This is a genomic window from Paenibacillus sp. FSL M7-1414 (assembly GCF_038003195.1).
Taxonomy (GTDB): Bacteria; Bacillota; Bacilli; order Paenibacillales; family Paenibacillaceae; genus Paenibacillus; species Paenibacillus amylolyticus.
Genome location: NZ_JBBOOS010000001.1, coordinates 4,021,596 through 4,042,081, shown reverse-complemented (window position 1 = coordinate 4,042,081; position 20,486 = coordinate 4,021,596). Strand labels below are relative to the sequence as shown.

Annotated in this window: 13 protein-coding genes and 2 pseudogenes; 13 read left to right on the top strand and 2 right to left on the bottom strand. The window is 39.2% G+C overall.

Annotation, left to right across the window (positions count from 1 at the left end):
* Positions 1 to 32: 32 nt before the first annotated feature.
* On the bottom strand, positions 33 to 1,217 hold the full coding sequence (locus tag MHH92_RS17525; RefSeq protein ID WP_340905249.1) for a tyrosine-type recombinase/integrase: 1,185 nt from the start codon (positions 1,215 to 1,217) through the stop codon (positions 33 to 35).
* 1,343 nt (positions 1,218 to 2,560) lie between these two features.
* Here MHH92_RS17525 and MHH92_RS17520 point away from each other — a divergent pair.
* The 3 genes and pseudogenes from MHH92_RS17520 (at position 2,561) to MHH92_RS17510 (ending at position 6,453) form a co-directional block, all read left to right on the top strand.
* Positions 2,561 to 3,580: a phosphotransferase enzyme family protein gene (locus MHH92_RS17520; RefSeq protein ID WP_047843405.1), complete on the top strand. Its 1,020-nt coding sequence runs from the start codon at positions 2,561 to 2,563 to the stop codon at positions 3,578 to 3,580.
* 780 nt (positions 3,581 to 4,360) lie between these two features.
* Positions 4,361 to 4,615 (top strand): annotated as a pseudogene (locus tag MHH92_RS17515) (peptidase G2 autoproteolytic cleavage domain-containing protein); the annotation flags it as partial.
* 1,688 nt (positions 4,616 to 6,303) lie between these two features.
* Positions 6,304 to 6,453: a hypothetical protein gene (locus tag MHH92_RS17510; protein ID WP_340905247.1), complete on the top strand. Its 150-nt coding sequence runs from the start codon at positions 6,304 to 6,306 to the stop codon at positions 6,451 to 6,453.
* A 189-nt stretch (positions 6,454 to 6,642) separates the two neighbouring features.
* On the opposite strand, the pseudogene MHH92_RS17505 reads toward MHH92_RS17510, so the two are convergent.
* A pseudogene (locus MHH92_RS17505) lies at positions 6,643 to 7,062 on the bottom strand (DUF1697 domain-containing protein); the annotation flags it as partial.
* 185 nt (positions 7,063 to 7,247) lie between these two features.
* Here MHH92_RS17505 and MHH92_RS17500 point away from each other — a divergent pair.
* From MHH92_RS17500 to MHH92_RS17455, 10 genes are all read left to right on the top strand, one after another.
* Positions 7,248 to 7,532, top strand: a complete 285-nt coding sequence (locus MHH92_RS17500; protein ID WP_253509176.1) for a hypothetical protein — start codon at positions 7,248 to 7,250, stop codon at positions 7,530 to 7,532.
* 671 nt (positions 7,533 to 8,203) lie between these two features.
* On the top strand, positions 8,204 to 9,484 hold the full coding sequence (locus MHH92_RS17495) for a glycosyltransferase (RefSeq protein WP_253509172.1): 1,281 nt from the start codon (positions 8,204 to 8,206) through the stop codon (positions 9,482 to 9,484).
* Positions 9,485 to 9,534: 50 nt separating this feature from the next.
* Positions 9,535 to 10,755 carry an MFS transporter gene (locus tag MHH92_RS17490; protein ID WP_253509170.1) on the top strand — a complete coding sequence of 407 codons (1,221 nt, stop codon included), beginning with the start codon at positions 9,535 to 9,537 and terminating at the stop codon, positions 10,753 to 10,755.
* A gap of 46 nt (positions 10,756 to 10,801) precedes the next feature.
* Positions 10,802 to 12,055: an FAD/NAD(P)-binding protein gene (locus tag MHH92_RS17485; protein ID WP_253509168.1), complete on the top strand. Its 1,254-nt coding sequence runs from the start codon at positions 10,802 to 10,804 to the stop codon at positions 12,053 to 12,055.
* Between the two features lie 34 nt (positions 12,056 to 12,089).
* Positions 12,090 to 12,863: an AAC(3) family N-acetyltransferase gene (locus MHH92_RS17480; RefSeq protein WP_253509166.1), complete on the top strand. Its 774-nt coding sequence runs from the start codon at positions 12,090 to 12,092 to the stop codon at positions 12,861 to 12,863.
* A complete protein-coding gene (locus MHH92_RS17475; protein WP_340905242.1) occupies positions 12,856 to 14,685 on the top strand; it encodes an aminotransferase class I/II-fold pyridoxal phosphate-dependent enzyme in 1,830 nt (609 codons plus the stop codon). The genes MHH92_RS17480 and MHH92_RS17475 overlap by 8 nt, the downstream gene beginning before the upstream one ends.
* A gap of 15 nt (positions 14,686 to 14,700) precedes the next feature.
* The gene (locus MHH92_RS17470; RefSeq protein ID WP_253509162.1) at positions 14,701 to 15,864 is read left to right on the top strand and encodes a 1-deoxy-D-xylulose-5-phosphate reductoisomerase; all 1,164 of its coding nucleotides are present in this window, start codon (positions 14,701 to 14,703) and stop codon (positions 15,862 to 15,864) included.
* A gap of 14 nt (positions 15,865 to 15,878) precedes the next feature.
* The gene (locus tag MHH92_RS17465; RefSeq protein WP_253509160.1) at positions 15,879 to 17,087 is read left to right on the top strand and encodes a macrolide family glycosyltransferase; all 1,209 of its coding nucleotides are present in this window, start codon (positions 15,879 to 15,881) and stop codon (positions 17,085 to 17,087) included.
* On the top strand, positions 17,084 to 17,818 hold the full coding sequence (locus MHH92_RS17460; RefSeq protein WP_253509158.1) for a metallophosphoesterase family protein: 735 nt from the start codon (positions 17,084 to 17,086) through the stop codon (positions 17,816 to 17,818). Before MHH92_RS17465 ends, MHH92_RS17460 begins: the two co-directional genes overlap by 4 nt.
* Positions 17,819 to 18,523: 705 nt before the next feature.
* Entirely contained in the window at positions 18,524 to 18,724 is a 201-nt protein-coding gene (locus tag MHH92_RS17455) for a hypothetical protein (protein ID WP_253509153.1), read from the top strand.
* Positions 18,725 to 20,486: the final 1,762 nt, after the last annotated feature.

Sequence of the window (20,486 nt, the reverse complement as noted above, 5' to 3'; positions counted from 1 at the left end):
TAGCCGGGGGATGTTTTGAGGAGATTGCACTTCTATTGAGGTTGCGTCCCCCAAACGTCCCCCGGTTTTTGATTCTCTGATCCAAAAATACGGGAAGTGTACTCTTCATATTTATCAATGTTTCTCTTTTCTAGCTTTTTAGAAATATGAGCATACACATCGGATGTAATTTGCACACTGCCATGCCCAAGTTGCTCTTGTACAAATTTTATGTCAGCCCCAGCTTCAAGCATGACCACGGCATAGGTATGTCTCAAGGAGTGAATTGTTAATTCCTCACTCAAACCAGCCTTTCTCAAAATCCTCTTCGAAGCATTAAAGAGACTAGATTTAGGCATCGGACTACCGTCGTTTTTGCACAAGACTAGGTTTAAATCGTGTCTGTACATTGACTCCCCTAAATTGATCTTATTCTGATTCTGCCATGAAGCATGATACCTTAAATCATTAATAATTCCGTTACTTACACTAATTGTGCGGGTGGAATTTTCGGTTTTTGTATCTCCGAAAAGTTCGTCCTCGTCTTCAGCTTGGAAATCGAGTGTTTCATCTACGCGGATCGTCTTTTCTTTGAAATTGATATCCGACCACTTTAGAGCGGCAGCCTCACCTTTTCGTAACCCCGTTTCAATCAGCACTTTAAAGAAAATCCAATAAATGTACCCATCTCCTCGAGCAGTATGAAGAAATTTGGGAATGTCCTCTGAATCAATGAATTGGATCGTCTTCTTTTTGTGCGCTCCTTTAATAATTGAACCTTTACATGGATTGCGTAATATTTTCCCTTGAATCAATGCATGCTCTATGGCTGAGTATACTGTGGAGTTAATGATCTCGACCGTTCGTTTACTGAGTCCCTTTTTAAATAGAGAGTCCAAAAAGACTTGATACATATCTGGTTTTAAATCCTGGAGCATCAGACGCTTAAAATAAGGTTTGATATGGGTGTTAAGATTGTTATCATGTAGTTTGATTGTGTTCTTTCTGACAACACCTTTTTTGTAGTTATCTATCCAATTCCGAATGTAATCGACCAGAGGAATGTCTGTCTGTTCGAACCCTTGCTTTAGCTGTTTTAGATATTCTGCAGCAGCCAATTCAGCTTCTGGTTTAGTTCGAAAACCAGCCTCTGATTTCTCCTTTTGTTGTTGAGTGAATGGATCGGTGTATTTTAACCGATACCTCCAGCCACTTTTTAATTTCTTAAAACTTGCCAATTTCATTCCTCCCTACTAGAACGTTAGTTTTTTCTGTATGTAAAACCGCCTCACAGCAATATAAGCGTAAGTTAATCAATTTTGAGCAGAGTAGTGAAATATTCTGGGTTAAAGATGAAAAAGGAGAAAGAGCTTCGAATTAAAGTCGGAAAAGATATTTTAAAAAAATCATCAAAAAACGAGCCTTCGGTAACTAAGGCTCGTTTGTGCAGGAGTCATATTTGGCTCCAATAACTATGTTTAAATTAGTGCAGAGGTTTCTTGCGGAAAAGTAACTAAAACAATTCTACCCTATTTCACAGGATTTGATCATACTTTAGCTTTAAAGTTCTTGTCCTTGGTTCGAGACCAGAACTTGTACCGATTGCCGAAAAGGAATGATTTGATTACCGATTAGATAAGTATTTAACTACTTGTCACTGCTCTAATTCATTAAGCTGGCGGGCAGTTTAGTTTAAGATTAACTGAGGTGAACCATATCATCGCTAGTGATAAAGCAGAGAATTGAACTGGATATCGCATCGGCAACGCTGAGTTTGCAGGAAGGAGCTTAAAGTATTCACGTACTCGATACATGCGGAATGTCTAATATTGATGGTCCGTAAGGAATAGATGAGATGTGACAGTTTAGCTCAAACGACTTAATTGTATATTGTGGACACTTCGCCCACTTGGAGTAATATGTTACTATTGAGATAGCATTCTATTTCCGATGAAGATAGTTTGAATGTTATTTATGAAGGAGAGACACTATGACAATGTTCGAGATATGTTCTATGCAAAGTCTATTTTATGAACAACGGCGGTTGTTTGTATAGAGCTAATAATATAAGTAACCGCTTAAATCTGGATAGTGATAATTGTTATAGTGTAGACTTTGCTACCTTAAAATTCAACTATTTTAAGGAGCGGCTATCATGAGATATGTAAATGCCGACATCATCTTTCCGGAAGAATTACTAAATGAAATACAAAAGTATATGAACGGTGGATTGGTTTACGTCCCTAAATCAAAAGGTTTGAGTTAAAAATCGGGGTGAAAATTCAGGCAGCAGAAAAATTATAATCTTAGAAATGATGAAATCCGGCGAAAGTTTCTCGATGGTGACACTATCGAGAAACTTTCAGATCGATTTTTCCTTTCAAGCGATACTATTAAAAAGATCGTTTATACAAAATAATAGCTTAACAAAAGTCGCATTGGAAGAAATCCTAATGTGACTTTTTTGTGTATAGTATAGTTTAAATTGTTTATTACATATTTTCAAGCTTTTACTATCGTTATAATAACATATAAGAGAAGTAGTTGATTTACTTCATAAAAACTGCAGGGGGGATAACAAATGAATGATTTTTTTAGATTTGATACTGATGAAGAACGGCGGGCGTTATTAATCAGAGCAAGGAAAGTCGCTTTATCTGCAATTCGAAAGTATAACTTAGAATGGGATAACATCCAGTTTATTCAACTATCCGATACGATCACGTATAAAATTGAAACCAGTACAGATAACAATTATTTACTTCGCATTCATTCGGACCGATTAAGCAGAGAGGAAATTCGTTCGGAACTCCTACTGTTACAAGCACTGAACAAATCGAAAGATCTAAAAGTACCAGAAGGGATGGCAAATTGTGATGGTATTTATGTATTGGACATCGAAACAGAGACAGGATATAGGCGCCCTTATATAACGATGATGCGATGGATAGAGGGTGAAAAAGCAGCAGGTGAATTTACAGATAGTCAAGCATATAATATGGGTGTATTGATGAGCAGGCTCCATGAAGCAGCAAAGGATTTCAATCCACCTTCTGATTTTGTAAGACCTACTTGGGGAGTAGAAAGTTTTAAACGTGAAATGGCTAAGTTGGAACGTTACTATGAGCGTTTTTTATCCGAAGAGGGATGGAAGCTCTATCAAGATGCAGCTGAGAAGGTTGTATCCCAACTTACCACGATGCATCCAAGTGAACATAACTATGGGCTCATTCATGCTGATTTACATACCGGTAATATGGTATTTGAGGATAATCAACCCTATCCGATTGATTTTGGAAGATGTGGGTACGGATATTATCTCTACGATATGGCAGGCACCATATTGGAGCTTTGGCCAAAGCATCGATGGATGCTTATCCAAGGTTATGAGAGTATTAGGAAGTTGGAAACGGACTATATTCGGGATCTGGAATGTTTTTTTGTCATGTTCATAATCGAGAACTCCTGCCATCACTCCTCTGATCCAAGAGAAACAACCAGTTTAATCGCTGAACAAAAGTATGCCCAAGCATACATAAGAGAATATTTAAATGGTAATCCATTTTTATTCGAAGTGATCGAGCCTGTAAATGTGGATTAATACTAACCGATACCGGGCTAAAATAATGATATCTTATGGTGATGATTTACAATAGGTCGCTGTTTAGAGTGTTTGTTCGTATCATCAAGTTTTAAAAACGTGAGCTATGACTTCGAGTTTATATAAGATCTACTTGTGTACTTAGCGCTCTTTTCTGTTTATTATGAAGATTTATGCTTATTCATGAAGTTTGTCCGATCCAATTGTTCTTCAGCTTCTCTAGTTCCCCTTCATTTTCGGGGTGTATTTTGACGGAGCTGTTTGGGTCGTTTCGTGATTTTTTAAACTGGCATTGAGTTGGAATGAAGGCGACTCGAATTGGTGGGTCGTCTTTTTTCTTTTCTAGGGGCTTGATGGTTTGCGCCGAATGTTCAGTTCAGCGAGATGCCAAAAACGGTTGAGGCATTATGGAAGATCGAGCTTTTATATGGAAAGCATCCGTCCTATACGGAGAGTACGTATGCGGTAAAGTTAACAACGAAGCTGGAGGGTGAGCTTCGAAGTGCTCCTTGGTCATCGATTTGAGGGATAAGTTCGATGAGTTCCTCAGAGATTTTAATGTTTTTGGAAGATGGAGAAGGCAGAGCTGCATCAAACCATTGATTATGTGAAGCTTTAAACTTCATATTCTGCAGAATTAGCATAATGTATTTATTAAGAACCCCTTTTATGTTTTTAAAGCCTCCTAATCCAATTGGACACTCTAAGCCGCCTCAGATACACTAAATGAAATGAGGAGAGCGTCCATGAAAAGATGGAAACGGGGAGGTTACAGTCCCATCACACACGTTGAAAACAGCATTAATCAATCCTCAGTATGATCCTTTACAGACTTACGTTTCTCGGTTGGAGCGTCCAGAATGGGTAGCTGTAGGAATGATGGGAAAACTTCTGATAAGAGATGATGGCACATCTCGAGAGAACGGGTACTGTATAGAACGTTATTTCTTTTTTTGTGTATGTAAAACCGCCTTACAGCGGTGTAAGCGCAAGTTAATCAAAGTATCGAACAGAGCAGTAAAATGTTGTTGTTGAAAGATGTAAAAAGGAAAATCTTCGAATTAGTAACGGAAAAGATATTTTACAAGATACATCAAAAAACGAGCCTTCAGTATCAAGGCTCGTTTAAGTACAGGAGTTATATCTAACTCAAAAAGTTATGTTTGGATTAGTACAGAGGTTTCTTACTGAAAAAGTAACTATAAGAATTGTACCCCATTTCAGAGCATTTGCCTATACCTATGCTTGAAAATATGAATGCGACATAGGATACTCATTCCCCTTCTTTTAAAAAAAGGGTTTATGAAGTGACAAGAACATATCTCCGTAGATGTCGCTATTTTAGAGTTTTTTCTTTTATCTATACAAGCTTGTGCCCAAGCTAAAGACGAGAACTTGTACCGAATGCCAGAATGGAAAAGAATATATAACCATAACCAAAATTATTGTAATTTAATAAATGGGCAATGTTTTGTTGGCTATCATTATTTAATCTATGGTACTGCTTAGACAGCATGTGAACACATGTACATGTTCTTTTCTGACATGAGCGTAGAAATTCCACCGGAGTTTAAAGTAGATGACTACTATACATCCAGCGAATTGTCACAAATTATGAATGTATCTGAGGAAGCGGTTATTCGACAGCTTCAGTTAGGAAGATTAAAAGGTACATTTATAGATATGGACGGTTAATGGAGGAAGAGAAAACCAGATGAAGTAAGAAACTTCCTAAATAAACAAATCTGAGCCGCAATAGCGGCTTTTTTTTATGGAGTTTTATCGTTACGAGTTATGGGTAACCTACAGCCGTAAACCATATCTTGAAAAACAAAAAAACTCACAGATTGTAAATTGTACCCTATGTAAAGAACATTTCTAAAAATGACTCATATGGCTTGAACAAGATGATCTCTGTATTGTGCAGTTTTTAGTGAGAACAATTAGGATATCGTATGTTCTCATCGAAAAGCCAAACCATACAAACAAATATGAAGGCAACCCATGAACAGCGGACGGTACCTAATTTGCTACAACGCATGTTAAAACTTCAATTATGGTAAAAGCAAGAGAGCATGTCTGTTCACCATTAAAGGTAGCTCGACAAAAGAGGTTTTGGCTTAACACCTGTCCGAAAGAATGACCAGAGATCTGGGGACAAAACTCATTGCTCCACTTACAGAGAAATCGTAGATTCAAGCGGAGTCAAGACGCCTTCATTCCGATCAAGGAACCAACTACTAAACGCAACCTTATTTTTAAAAGAATTTTGGACAATTCATGTTCATAGCATGAAAATACTGAGATAATGCACCACAGTACGTTCTTTGGGCCTTTAAGGATAAAGTTCATGACCTTCGAATTCGCTTGAGATTATAGATGATTTGAAATTGTCATTCCAGCGTAATTTAGATGGAACGAGCCCCTTTGTTCCGTACTTTTTAATTGGAAGGCTCGGCGGACGTGTACATCTTCTTGCTCATCCATCCTTTCCTTCTGTGTGCGTACACGAATTGCTGAAGCGCAAGTTGTCTAAACTAATGTTGACAATCCAGAAAGAGATGGATAGATTATTCAGTTTAGCCTTGGAGAGACTGTCTTAAGTACAACGTGAGGTTTTCAACGAAGCTATTTGAATAATGAAGGCGAGTTTTGATTATATAAATTGCGGAAAGGTAGGAGTGAGTGGTAGAACATATCGTGAATCAAAAATGAAACAATAAATGCAATGTTTGTCCTCAAATCTGCATCTAATGGAAGCTGATCGTCCGCAATACGCTGATTTTGTTCAGATCGGCAATATCCAGCACCGAAATGCTGCCATTGTCGGCTTCGGTTACGAGCAGACGTTGACCATCCGGAGTGGAGGCTGATATTTCAGCTCAGCCACCGGGCATTTGAAAGAAAGCTATTCATTCAAATCCGGGTTTATTTTGTTCCAGGATCAATCGATCTGTGATTAGCTTTAGCGTTTTGGGAGATACATACGTTGTTCCTTTTGTAGATGGAGGAGCCGCAAGCTTGTTCATGCCGCTTTTGGTGACATTTTCTTTGCTTACCTAATATAAAATGGCTCCGGGAACGTATAGCAATGTGCCGATTTCTGGTCTGATAGGCAGCTTGTCCAGAACCGAGACGCCGTTTACCTTATCCGAGAGGAACATGACATCACTCTTGGCCTTTTCATAATTGGCCCATTCCTCAGGCAATGCCTGGAGTACGGTCTGCATCTCATCCATATTACGTACCATAGCCTTGATATGTAAGCCAAAATCGGTAGCTATGACCTGTTCAAGCACATGAGATATCTTCGCATTGGCGTGGACGCGTTCCTGATGATCAAAAAATATAATGTTGCCCGAGTTGATGTAGGTCACCACATCCAGCATGACTGCTTGTTCAAACGGTTCCTTCAGATGCTTCATATTGATTTTATTGTTCCCGCCGACGTTAATGCCCCGAAGCAAAGCAACATAGATCATGATCATGTCTCCGTTTCCTATAAAATAGTATCTTTATTAATGATAACGACACCCAAGGAAAAAGTTCAACAACTCCAGGAAAAGCTAGGTCATGCGGCCAAGGGGAACAACAAGTGTAAATTTCATGACTTGTATGACAAAGTCTACCGCTGGGATGTGCGTGCGAAGCTTGGAGACGAGTGAAAGTGAACAAGAGAGCGGCAGGCGTAAAGGCGGTGACGCTGGCAGACATCGAGGAACTAGGAGGATTGAACTTTCTCAAGTCTTGCGAGCGAGCTGAAAGAAGGAACCTACCATCCATAGCTCGTAAGACGGCATTACATCCCGAAGAAAGATCGGAAACCAAGGCCGTTGGGCATCCCGAGTGGCTGGCGACAGATGCTCCAACATCGTTTTTTGAAGATGAAAAAGCCCGGCGGTTCCTCGTACTGCACGTATCGCAAGAACGAATGGATGGCCGTAAGACGTAGATTCCGAGTCGAGATGCTGCACGTTCTTTCAGATACCATACAGTCCAGAAGATTCCTATTTCATCACCATAAACGAACGTTTTAAGCAATGTTGCGTACGCAAGTCGTACTCACGCGTCACAACTGATCATTATGTCAAGCAAGCGGCTTGATGCCATGATTCATTCACTTAAACCGACAACTACCTGAGAATGACAGCCGATGTATTTCCTGGCTGACGCTGAAACTGGAAGGAGGATACTCCGATATGATTCCGACATTGGATGGGGGGGGAGAAATATGGGAGTGGAATCGGTGAACTAACCCGGTACGCTGATGATTTTGTAGTCATCTGCATAACGAAAAAGGACTCGGAGCACGCGTATGAACTCATACGCAAAATCATTGATCGTCTGGAGTTAACCCTGCACCCGACGAAAACTTGGATTGTAGGAGTGTTGCACTATGATCTAACTGTATAGGTGTAGGGAATTGAACTGAAAGGATTGACGTTGTAATGGGTAGAATTATTTTTATGATATGGAATTGACCTCGGTATGACCCGAATTCGACATTATAAAATGTAACATATATCATATTATATACATTTGTTTGTTAAAATGGTATAATTTTTGTGTTAAATAAAGGTAAAAGAAAGAAAAAAATCACTAAATTATATGGAGTGTGCCAAAATGAGAGTATCTGTAATTGTCCCTACTTATAATCGAGCGACTTGTCTTGAATTGACGTTACGCTCACTCGTCAGTCAAGACGCTGAGAAAGGAAGCTTTGAAGTGATTGTGTGTGACGATGGTTCAAACGGCAATGAAGCAATAAATATTGTGAGGAAATACGAAAAAAATCTAACTATTCAATATTTTTATCAACCAGATTGGGGATTTAGAGTAGCACGGGCTAGAAACAGGGGGCTTGCACTGGCTGAATTTGAGGTTGCCGCTTTTGTGGACTCAGGAATGATCCTATCTTCCAATTGCATTTCATCAATTATAAACGCTTATGAACAGGAAAAAGAGATCGCTATCATTGGGTATGCACATGGAATGGAACCGTATCCAATATCTGATTCTATAGCTAAAAACTGCATAGAACTTGAAGAACCGTGTGTTATCTTGACTGAACAATTTATTGAAGAATATCCCGACATTCGCATCGGTATGTATGAAGATTTTAAATTTGAATTTGATCGTATTTCAGCTCCTTGGATTTATTATTGGACCGCGATTACAACAGCTCCTGTTTCAACAAGTCTGGCGATTGGAGGATTTGATGAGAATTTCACACAGTGGGGTAATGAAGACTTGGATTTTGCTTACAGATTACATAAAAGGGATGTGAAATTTCGGATTCATCCGGGTGTAAGAGGCGTTCATTATCCTCACGAAGTAACATATGAGAGAGATACTAAACCGAATTGGGATCAATTCTATGCCAAGTACAAGTCTATCGATTTGGAATTAAAATATAGTATAAAAGCAAAGGATTATCAGAAAGAACTTGATAAGATATTTCAATTATCTAAGGTGAAGCAGCCTTACTACGATTCAATCTTGCCAACCATTACAAAAAAATTATCATTTTCTTCATCATTAGTTACGTTTGGTGGCCTTTTATTTGTGGAAGCTGCTCAGAATATTCACACAGTGTTTGATTATAGTTTGGAAAGGATCATTAGTAATGGTGTAAAACATTCCAAAATACATTTTGAAAACGCTTTAGGAACCAAGACAGATTTTTCTGATCGCTATTTCAATGTCTCTATACTAGGAGAAACGGTTGAGACATTACATCCACAGGTGTTGAAAAATATGGTTAAAGAAGCAACGAGAATTGCGGATATCTGCTATTTTATTACTACTTTTGAACTTCAAGAACTTCAGGAAATTCTTAGGGACATGGATCTACGGGAACTAGTGGTGTCGGAAAATAGGAAGTTGATACAAATTAGTTCATAATGAACAAATATTGAAAGGTAAATATAAATCGAGGGTGGTTAATTCAATTCATGAAGATGGAACAGTTGCTAGCTGGGTACAAACTTATCTGGAAAAACTCCCAGTATAGAAGTGTTTTTACTATCTTAACGATTGTCTCGATGTTTAGTGCTATGTCTATTCCCATTTTTCCACTATGGATTGAGGAGGTTGCTCAGTTACCACGCTCATATGTCTTTTTCACACTTGCTTTAAGCGGTTTGGCCACACCAATTTTGAATGTCATTGCGGGGTACTGGACAGATCGAGTGGGAAACCGTAAAGTTCTTTTGGAATTAGCTCTTTTACTTATGGTACTACAGGGAATAATGTATACTCTTTTTCCTTACGCATGGTCAGTGATTGCTATTACCTGGCTTACTCAGTTTGCCAAGAGTTCGCTCCTTTTTGCCATGATCGAGGATCAAATCATCAGAGAAGGACATGAGGACAAAAGGGGGATACTAACGTCCACCGTTCGTTCGGGTGTATCGTTTGGTTATATCGTAGGTCCGTTTTTTGGTATTTTGCTGGCCAACGTTGTGACATATAAGTACTTCTTTCTAGTTTATGGAGTCCTTCACGCATTTTTGTTTATAGGATCCAGATTCTATCTGAAGAAGGAGAGTAGGAAGAGATGTAACAGTCACAAGCGCAAGGCTCGGATCGAGTTTAAAAAACAGTTCTTCATTATTTCGTTTAGTGTTTTGATGGCGGTATGCTTGCTGTCTGGAAATATGTCTGTAAGTTCACTACTATCCTTATCGGTGAATGATTTTGCTTCCCCCTGGGTATTGGCTATTATTTTCGGGCTACCACCCATCATAGAGATTTTTGTGTTTCCGATTGTGGGCCTGATTAATGACAAGTTGGGCAGTTACAAGACACTTCTCATCGGCATTGTTTGCGAAGTTATTTATTTTGTGATGCTCTTCTTTTTAAAGAATCCTACTTGGATAATTTTTATACAGTTGTTCGGGACTGTATACACTGTAGTGTTGTTCTCCAGTCTGATGATTTTTATACAGACCAAACTTCCGGGACAGACTGGACTTTCATCTGCTCTATACTTCAGTTCAATGAATTCGTCGCGTGTATTAGGTCAATTTATACTCGGTTTTACTGTAATGAGGTGGGGGACTTATGCGGGTTTTCTTTCCCTAGGCTTATTAGCACTAATAGGTCTTGTAATATGTATTGGATTGGAGATGAACTTCACGAGTAAAAAGATAGATCGGACTGCATTGATGTAAGTAAAATTAAAAAAACAATTAGGAGTGAAAAGGTGGTGTAAATGGATTGGCTATTCAAGAATTTAAACTTGTCGTGTGTGGATGTGGCCCCGCTGGGATATCTCCTTTGGTTTATTTGGAAGAACATCAGATGCTAGACAATTTATTAAAAGAAGGTATCTGTCTGATTGACCCCTCACAGCACATCGGTGGTGGGGAGATTAATAAATACCGTGTCACAGCAAATTCTTTAGGTAAGGTGTTTTTGGAGATTTTTAAAAATGAATCCAGCCCACTGCTTATATATCTTAAAGAAAAGTCAAGTTATCACGAATTACAACACCACTGTGACACAGCGCCGCCATTGAAAGTGATTGGCCGCTTTTTATCTGATATTGGTGTTTACCTAAAAGAGAAGGTTGAGAGTGGGGAAAAAAGTGATTTCCTTCATGCTCGTGTAACCCAAATTGTTGTACGTGAAGATGGGAGGTACTTAATAAATACTGAAGGTAAGGATGGTAACAAACAAGTGATTGCAGAGCAAGTACTCTTTAATATCGGAGGAGTTCAAGAGAAACTGGATCTCCAACAATATCAAATGGGATGGTTATCAAGTGATTTTATTAAAGGTGTCTACGATGACCAAATTCAAACGTTACTACGCAGGATTGATCGTAAATTAAAAGTAATTATTTTAGGATCTTCGCACAGTGCGTTTTCATGTATTGCCCGATTGAAACAATTTGAATTACAGTCATCTTCCATTGACTTACGTTTAATTTATCGTCAACCTGTCCGGTTATTTTACAATTCAACAAAAGAAGCGGATTTGGATGGTTACCTATATGATCCTGTCTCCGATGTATGTCCATTAAGTGGGAGGGTCAATCGTTATTCAGGGCTCCGTTACGATTCTTTCATACTGGGAAGAGATGTTCTAAAGGGGGTCTATACGAATATTGAGATGTGTTCGTTGAACTCTCTTAGTGAAGTAGAGTATTCGAATCTCATTGTTAAGGCTGATATTGTTTTGATGTGTACCGGATATCACGAGAATATGGTGGAAATGGTGGATGACAATGGGGAGAAAATTGTATTTGCACGTCAAGGACGCGTAGTTGTGACCAACGACTCATGTAACCCTTTGAAAATGGATGGTGAACATTTAAAGCATTTTTACATGTATGGACTAGGATCAGGTTTACGTACCAATGCCCTAAACGGAGGAGAGTCTTCGTATCAAGGGAGAATTGATGGGGTATGGTTTTATCAACACGAAGTTACCCCACGAATAATTCCTTCTTTGCTGCAGTTTATATGAGAGTATTAGTACATGGAACGGGGATGAGAACAGTATGAATAGTAGCCTTCATATTAGCCAGCAACTTTCAGATTCATTATCTCCTTTAATTCGAAAGGGAGAGGATGTTGTGGTTATTCATTCTGCTTTATCACAGCTGGGGTATGAAAGGGATGAAATCTATTTAGGCGGGTTACTGAAATTTCTTGATCAATTGATAGATGAGGGGAAAACCATCTTGCTCCCCAGTTTCACATTTTCGTTTCCTTCACGACAACGATATACTTTCAGTGACTGCTCAGAAACAGGTATATTTGCAGATCTGGCACGAATACATCTGGGGTTTCGCAGAACACCAAATCCAATGTTTTCCTTTTCGGTTAAAGGCCCTAAAGAAGATGAGTTTCTAAATACCCGAAGTGACTCGGGCTATGGTCCCGGTACAGCAGTGGAGCGGTTGGGAAGCTCCGATGTTGTTACTATCATATTAGGTGCTTCATGGAATTCCTGTACGGTGATTCATGCGGTTGAAGAACGAATGATGGTCCCCTATCGAGAGTTTGCTATCTGGAATTACCCAGCTGATTTAGGTGATGGATCAATTATTTACCCTTTTCAGCTTTATGTAAGAAAGAAGACAGAAAAGACAACATTAAGATTCGATAAAATTCGGGCTGCGTTATTTAGAAAAGGTGTTTTACGAACAACCTGTTTGAATAATATTGCTGTAGAAGCGGCAAATAACAATGAGATTGTTGAATTAGCAAAACATCTAATAATCAACGATCCCTACTATTTTGTTGAAAAGGAGAATCCTACTAATGCATAAAAAAGCAATAATGTTGTGTGCAGGGCGCGGAAGTCGACTTGGAATCTCTACAAAAAGGCAGCCCAAGCCTTTGTTGCGTGTGAATCATAATTCCATCTTGGAAAATGCAGTAGAACAATTAATCGCTTCTGGTTACAACGAATTGGTGATTGTTATTGGATATAAAGGTGATGAAATTCGTAAAACACTTTACCCGTATAGACAACTAATAAACATTACCTTTATAGAAAACTCAGAATGGGAAAATACCAATAATATATACTCACTGTGGTTGGCAAAAGAAGAACTCAATGAGAATGTTACTCTGCTTGAGGGAGATGTATATTTTGATAAAAAAATATTAGAATTTATGAATTCTAACTCTAATAATAGTAATTTAATGGTGGTATCTGAATTATCCTGGCTTATGGAAGGAACTTTCGTTGTAATTGGAGATTCGGGCTGGGTGACAGACATGTATAGCACAAAAGATGAGATGTCATTATCCCTGTCTGGTACTCCATACAAAACAGCGAATATTTATCATCTCTCTGAACAATTATGTTCATTTATTTCACAGGAACTTGATCGTCAAGTGCAAGCAGGACATACGGGTGATTACTATGAGAAAACCTTCAAAGAGGCATTAGCACAGGGGATCAAGTTTAAGGTAATTGAAGTTGATCCTTCGTTATGGGCTGAGATTGACTGTATTTATGATTTGAGTATATCAGAATTCCAATTTTCAGATGATCGACATAAGAGGCTGAAAAATCAACATGGAGGGTACTGGAGATATCCCATAACGGATTTTGCACTGATATATAATTTCCATTTCCCTCCATCTGAATTAAAAAACAAAATGATAGCTAGATTTGATAACTTGTTATTAAACTATCCTTCTGGATCAGGTTATATAGTGCACCATTTATCACACTTTTTGGAAATCCATCGTGAAAATCTTGTAATAGCAAACGGTGTATCTGAGCTTATAAAAGTATTACCAAGATTGATAAAAGGCAGGGTTGCACTAATAGAACCTTCTTTTAATGAATATACAGATTGTTTTCGATCGGATCAGACCGTTACTTTTCATTTGGACGAAGCTTGTGAGTTTAATCTTGACATGGATTCGTTTATTGGTTTTATACACAAAGAGCAACCCGAAGCTGTAGTTATGGTTACCCCAAACAATCCTACGGGACGACTCATTTCGAAATCAGATATTCACAGATTGTATCGTGCAACAGAAGACTTGGGTACGATACTTATTGTGGATGAGTCCTTTCTGGACTTCTCCAATCAAAGAGATACAGATAGTTTTTTGCATTATTTAAATGAGTATCCTCGTGTTATCGTTCTGCGGAGCATGAGTAAAACGTTCGGAATTGGCGGATTACGTCTGGGGTATGCAGCTTCATCGGACAAACTTTTAATTCAGGATATTCAACGTGAGCTACCAATCTGGAATATTAATGGCTTCGGAGAGGAATTCATCTTGAATTTATCCTCCTACCGTAAAGAATATGATTGTAGCTGTGTACAGGTGCGTAAAGAAACCGATGAGCTATATGAACAACTTCGAGCTATACCAAACCTTAAAGTCTTTAAAACAGATTCGAACTTCATTCTATGCAAAATAAGAGATCAACAAATGACTGCAGATTTACTTGCATATGAATTATTAACTAAGTTCAATTTTTATATTAAAGAATGCTCTGGAAAAAAAATGAAGGATTCTACCTATTTTTTTCGTATTAGTTCTCGTACAAGAAGCGAAAACTTACTCTTATTAAAAGCGCTTCAAAAAGTCCTATCTTTGAATCTACAATATAATATATAAGGGGAACGATGAAACATGAGACGTAAAATAATTATATTAGGCTCTACAGGCTCAATCGGCACATCTACACTGAAAGTTGTCGAGGAGAATCCGGATCATTTTGAAGTGGTTGGGCTATCTGCACATACCAATGTTCTTATGCTAACCGAGCAGATACATAAATTCAAACCCCAAAAAGTCTGTGTAGGTACTAAGGAAGATTCAATTCAGTTGAGTTTAAATATTCCTTCGAATGTTCAGATTTTCTATGGTACTGAAGGGCTAAAAGAGTTGGTTTCTGACGTGGAAGCCGATTTCGTAATGAATGCAATCGTAGGAGCTGCAGGACTTATTCCAACACTGGAAGCAATTAGTTCAGGTAAGGATATAGGACTTGCCAACAAAGAAACGCTGGTTGCTGCCGGACACATCGTTACCTCGCTTGCTAAGGAGAAACAGTGCAACTTATACCCAATTGATAGCGAACACTCGGCAATATTTCAATGCTTGCAGGGCGAACAGATTGATAAAGTGGAGAAACTTATTGTCACTGCTTCGGGGGGGCCCTTCAGAACAAGTAGCCGAGAAGAGATGGAGTCAGCCAAATTATCAGATGCGCTGAAGCACCCTAATTGGTCCATGGGAGCTAAAATTACGGTTGATAGTGCAACCCTGATGAATAAAGGATTTGAGGTGTTAGAAGCACACTGGTTCTTCGATATCCCATTTAACAAAATTGATGTGCTTATACATCCAGAAAGCATTGTCCACTCTATGGTTCAATTTGTGGATGGATCTGTAAAAGCACAATTAGGGATGCCCGACATGTACGGACCAATACAATATGCTATGGGATATCCACATAGACTTTCAAATGGATCCGCCCAGTTAGATCTTACGCAGATTGGAAAACTTCATTTTTATCAGCCAGATTTGGATCGTTTTCCATGCCTAAAATTAGCTTACGAGGCAGGAAGCGCTGGTGGAAGTATAAATGCTGTATTAAACTCCGCGAATGAGATCGCTAACGCGATGTTCAGAGAGGAAAAAATTAACTTTTTGGACATTGAAAGGGTTATTTCTGCAACCATGGATCAACATGTAAATATTTCTGTACCCAATTTGGAAGAAATAATGGAGGCTGATCGTTGGGCACGACAAGAGGCTCGACTGGTTGCTACTAAACTTGTAAACAAATAAGGAGTTTGTGATATATGAATAGTGCTCGCGTATTGTTTATCGGTTACCCTGCAGAGGGACATGTTAATCCTACTCTGGGACTGACGTCAGAGCTCATCCGTCGTGGTGAAGAAGTGACCTATTATTGCATAGATGAATATCGGCAAAAAATTGAAGCTACCGGTGCACGTTATCGAAACTATGGTATCACGTTTGATTCCAAACAAAGAGAAACAAATAATCGAACCTTCAATATATACCAAAAATTCCAATATCGTCTTACTTGGATGGAACAGGCTATAGATAGAGTGCTTCAGGACACCCAAAACGAATTTTATGATTATGTTATTTACGATGCTCAAGGAATGCATGGTTCTGTTATAGCATATATGCTAAATCTCCCTTCCATAGTGACATGGACTACATTTGCATATAACGAAAAATCCAAGAACTGGTTTAGTCCACGATCGGAGGATCAGATTCCGGATAAATTCAAAAACACTTTAACCCAGTTTTCAGAAAAATTTGGTTATCCCCTCGATCATTTTACAGATCTATATTTATATAATAGTCAATTAAATATTGTTTTCACTTCTAAACTTTTTCAGTATGATTCCCATTTATTTGATAATCGTTTTCAATTTGTTGGTCCTTCAATTTATGATCGAAATGAAGTATGGGCTGACGAGTATGCTGTTTCAGATGGTGTCAAAACACTAATTTATATATCAATGGGAACCATATTTAACGGTCAAAATGATTTTTATCAAATTTGTTTTGATGCTTTAAAGGAACTTGATGCAGTTATTGTAATGTCTGTGGGAAAGAAAACTGACCTTTCTGAAATCGGTCCAGTCCCGGATAATTTTCTTGTTCGTAATTACGTTCCACAATTAGAAATTCTGAGGCGTGCTTCTATATTTGTGACTCATGCCGGAATGAATAGCACTAATGAAGCTATTTATTTTAATGTCCCTCTAGTAATGATTCCGAATGCTATAGATCAACCTATGATTGCAGATCGTGCTATCGAGTTGGGCGTTGGAGTTAGACTGAATAATAAGGACTTGACTTCTGGAGAATTGCAAGCAGCAGTAAAGAAAGTCCTGCAAAAGAAGTCCTATGCTCTAAACACTCATAAAGTGGGGCAATCTCTCCGCAATGCCGGAGGATATGTTCGAGCGGCAGAAATTATCATCCAGTCATTTAGAGAAGACTTTGTGAAGGCTGGAGGTTCCTCATGAGACTGGCAGTAATATCGGATATCCACAGCAACTCATATGCTCTTGAAGCGGTGATCAATGATCTCAAAAAACAGACTCCAGATGCAATAATATGTCTTGGAGACATCACTATGCGGGGGCCGCTTCCAGCAGAATCCTTAGGATTGTTAAGGAAGATGCAGCCAATGGCAACCATTAGAGGGAATTTTGACGATTTATTTACTCGTTACCCTCATCAAAATTGGACTATTAAGCATAAAGATATTACCCAAAGGGCATATGAGTATGACTGTGAACGTTTAAGTCTGGAGGAACAGAACTGGTTGGGTAATCTACAGATGGCTTATAAATTTGAGCTGGAAAATATATCCATAGAATGTTACCACGCATCTCCGCATTCTCTAATTCATACAGCTCCTGCATGGGCACCGATGGATGAACTGGAACAATTGAAGCAGCAGGAATCAACTAAAATCTTATTGTACGGCCACCTTCATCACTCTTATATTCGGTACTCAGGGGGGACTGTATATGTGAATTGCGGAAGTGTAGGGGCGCCATATGACGGAGATAATCGTGCCAGTTACGCCATATTAGATCTTAAACAAGGAAACGTAGCCTGTCAGTTGAGAAGAGTCTCTTATGATTTAGAGAAAGCAATTCAGGTAGCGAGACAGCAAAGAATGCCTGATTTTGAAGCTTTTGAATACGCTCTAAGATTTGCTCGTTATCCGTATGATAAAATGAATTAATCTCTTTCGGGCGATCAGAACTCTGGTGGCAAATTTGTGGCGTGTTTCTGCGGGCTTCTAGGGAACCTGAAACGACTCTTGGATTATACGTCTTGCGTAGATCCAGCAATAAATGGTCTTAAAGGAGATCATAGGCAGGCCTTCCGCACGGAAGTGTTCCGTAATTTGCTCCAGAGACCACTTCGCTTGATGCCTTTCTTCCAATAAAACTGCGTATTGCGCCGACCATCCAAGCGTATAATGGAATATTTTCCCTGGAATTCGGATGCGGTTGTTCACATGCTGGACCAGGCTTTACATGCAGGATTCACAACCGACTACGTGCTTCATTTTGGTGCCTTCGGCCTGAGCATCGACCATCTCTTAGTGGCTGTACAGTTACTGAAGCTCGGGAGATAGCTATATACGTTTGTCCATTTCTGGCTGGCGAGGGCGCAGATCATGATTTTTGAAAAGTTCGTAAGCTTCATTGTATAAGTCTTGCTGTTCAACACACCGTTCTAAGGCGGCGTCCAGTTTCGCATGGGTTAATTCCTACATATGGTGTGAATGTCCTGCCTATGTATTTGATCCAGTCGTCATAAGAATTAGGCACGATCAAATAAATAATAGACCAATTAGATTGTCCTGAATAGCGTAACGAAAGGCATTTTTCGTGCAAATTTGATCAGTTATTTTCTTTAACGTGCCTTATAATATATCAAAATGGGAAGCTTACACCCCCTGGACCATCCTACACGTGTACGCGAGTGGATTGAATGGGCTATCGATCACGGTTGGACTGAAGGAGGAGCATATCAGGTCGAGGACGGTCTGGGTGAATTGGAGCAGCTGGGATATGAAGTGGCCTACACAAGTCCACCAATGGGAACGCGATCAATATATCCCGTTGTATTAATTGAATAAAACCTTGTAACTACGGGATTTTTGAGGTTTTAACGGGGGGACGTTTTGAGGAGATTGCACTTTTATTGAGGGTGCGTCCCCCAAACGTCCCCCGGTTTTTGATTTTCTGATCCAAAAATACGGGAAGTGAACTCTTCATATTTATCAATGTTACGCTTCTCTAACTTCTTGGAAAATATGAGAATACACATCTGATGTGATTTGGACACTGCCATGCCCAAGCTGCTCTTGTACAAATTTATGTCAGCTCCTGCTTCAAGCATATCATATTGTGTATAGTCCTTCAGCTATGGAATTTCATAATGTCATTCGATCCTATGCTCCGAAAAATGATAGCTTTTGATCTCTTGTATTTCAGTAAGTGGCAAATCCTTGATTCTAGAAGCTAATAAAACTAAGGCTTTGTCTCATATAGTAGGGCAAGGGTTAGTTAAAGATTGTATTGCATCTCTCTGACTCACTACGGATATTCACTGGATATGCTTAATACTATTCGCTCTAAACTGCGAATAGTGTTAAGGATGATAGCGACAGATTCGCTACTAAGCAGGTGATGGAGGATAACAAGTAAACGTATCTGTCCAAATCTTTGTTGATTCTCTACATGCATGGCCGCTTCATAATAAGTGGGTGAGAAAACATCCATTGCTCATTAACACATTGAATATATCCTCCCCACTCTAGTTCCTTGTATAAGGTCTCAGCCTATCCCATACCTTCCGAAACCCTCAACTCGTCATGTACGGGTTGCAATTGAGAAAGAAAGTCATTCCAATACTTACACGGTTGCAGAGCACCAAAGTCATCAGTGATATCTGTTCATGAGGCTTCCGGCTAAGGTTTGCTCCAGTTGATTGCCATCGACTCTAGCCAGACTGGTCAATTCTTCGAAACTTCTATCTATAAATTTAGTCTACTCACTAAACGCTAAGAGACGGATTTGGCCTGCTTGCAATACAGCTGAGTGTTCATACTCATTCCTTCCACCACAATTTCTGTGTTTACCGAGGATCAGGTTGTGTGGAAAACTGAGACTTGGGTAGAATCGATGGAGCGGACAATCTCGCTTAAACGTACTAGTGCCTATGCAAGTGGCTATCTTGATTTTTTACTGGTTCATATTAACTCGAGCATTACTTATAGAGAGAGCAGTTGGCTAAGCGTCTATTGAACCATCAAAATTCTTATATTGTATCTATGTCACTCGCTGAGTACGTAAATTACTGGCCAAACCCTCATCATCAAGAGCAAGTTCAAGTCATAAAGATATTACAGAGCGACCGAAGTGGTGATCACTGGCTTAAAGCCATTGTTCTGACACGAGGGGAGGTATCCCCAGAGAGATGTCTTCTCTTATTTGGTGAGGTGGATGCACTAACCTTACCTCTTGCCATTACTGAACTGATTTCAAAGACAGAATCAAAACTAATAATGGACCGTATAGGGGGGGGATGCGGAGCGTGGAGAACTTTACAAGCGGGTCATTACATCTCGGGATTACATTTGGCCATCTGTAGCCTTGGAAATTTTAAGGTATCCGGAGCATCCTACATTCGCCAATGCACACTTTTATGCGTTGAGACTAAGTACTTTTGCTAACCTTTGTGGGATATGTACTTCAAGCATGAACTAATATTTGTAAATATGGGTCGAAGAATGTGCGAATGATGGTACAAATTATTCTTAAATGAACAGTAAGAGTTAATCGAGCAGACAGCCGGGAATTATGGGAGATCCTTTACCAGAATCTCGATGAAAAAGA

Excerpts from the sequence above, each read along its gene's own strand:
- MHH92_RS17480 (WP_253509166.1), top strand. The coding sequence starts at position 12,090 with ATGAATAGTAGCCTTCATATTAGCCAGCAACTTTCAGATTCATTATCT.
- MHH92_RS17490 (WP_253509170.1), top strand. The coding sequence starts at position 9,535 with ATGAAGATGGAACAGTTGCTAGCTGGGTACAAACTTATCTGGAAAAAC.
- MHH92_RS17510 (WP_340905247.1), top strand. The coding sequence starts at position 6,304 with ATGCAATGTTTGTCCTCAAATCTGCATCTAATGGAAGCTGATCGTCCG.
- MHH92_RS17520 (WP_047843405.1), top strand. The coding sequence starts at position 2,561 with ATGAATGATTTTTTTAGATTTGATACTGATGAAGAACGGCGGGCGTTA.
- MHH92_RS17470 (WP_253509162.1), top strand. The coding sequence starts at position 14,701 with ATGAGACGTAAAATAATTATATTAGGCTCTACAGGCTCAATCGGCACA.
- MHH92_RS17475 (WP_340905242.1), top strand. The coding sequence starts at position 12,856 with ATGCATAAAAAAGCAATAATGTTGTGTGCAGGGCGCGGAAGTCGACTT.
- MHH92_RS17460 (WP_253509158.1), top strand. The coding sequence starts at position 17,084 with ATGAGACTGGCAGTAATATCGGATATCCACAGCAACTCATATGCTCTT.
- MHH92_RS17455 (WP_253509153.1), top strand. The coding sequence starts at position 18,524 with ATGGGAAGCTTACACCCCCTGGACCATCCTACACGTGTACGCGAGTGG.
- MHH92_RS17495 (WP_253509172.1), top strand. The coding sequence starts at position 8,204 with ATGAGAGTATCTGTAATTGTCCCTACTTATAATCGAGCGACTTGTCTT.
- MHH92_RS17465 (WP_253509160.1), top strand. The coding sequence starts at position 15,879 with ATGAATAGTGCTCGCGTATTGTTTATCGGTTACCCTGCAGAGGGACAT.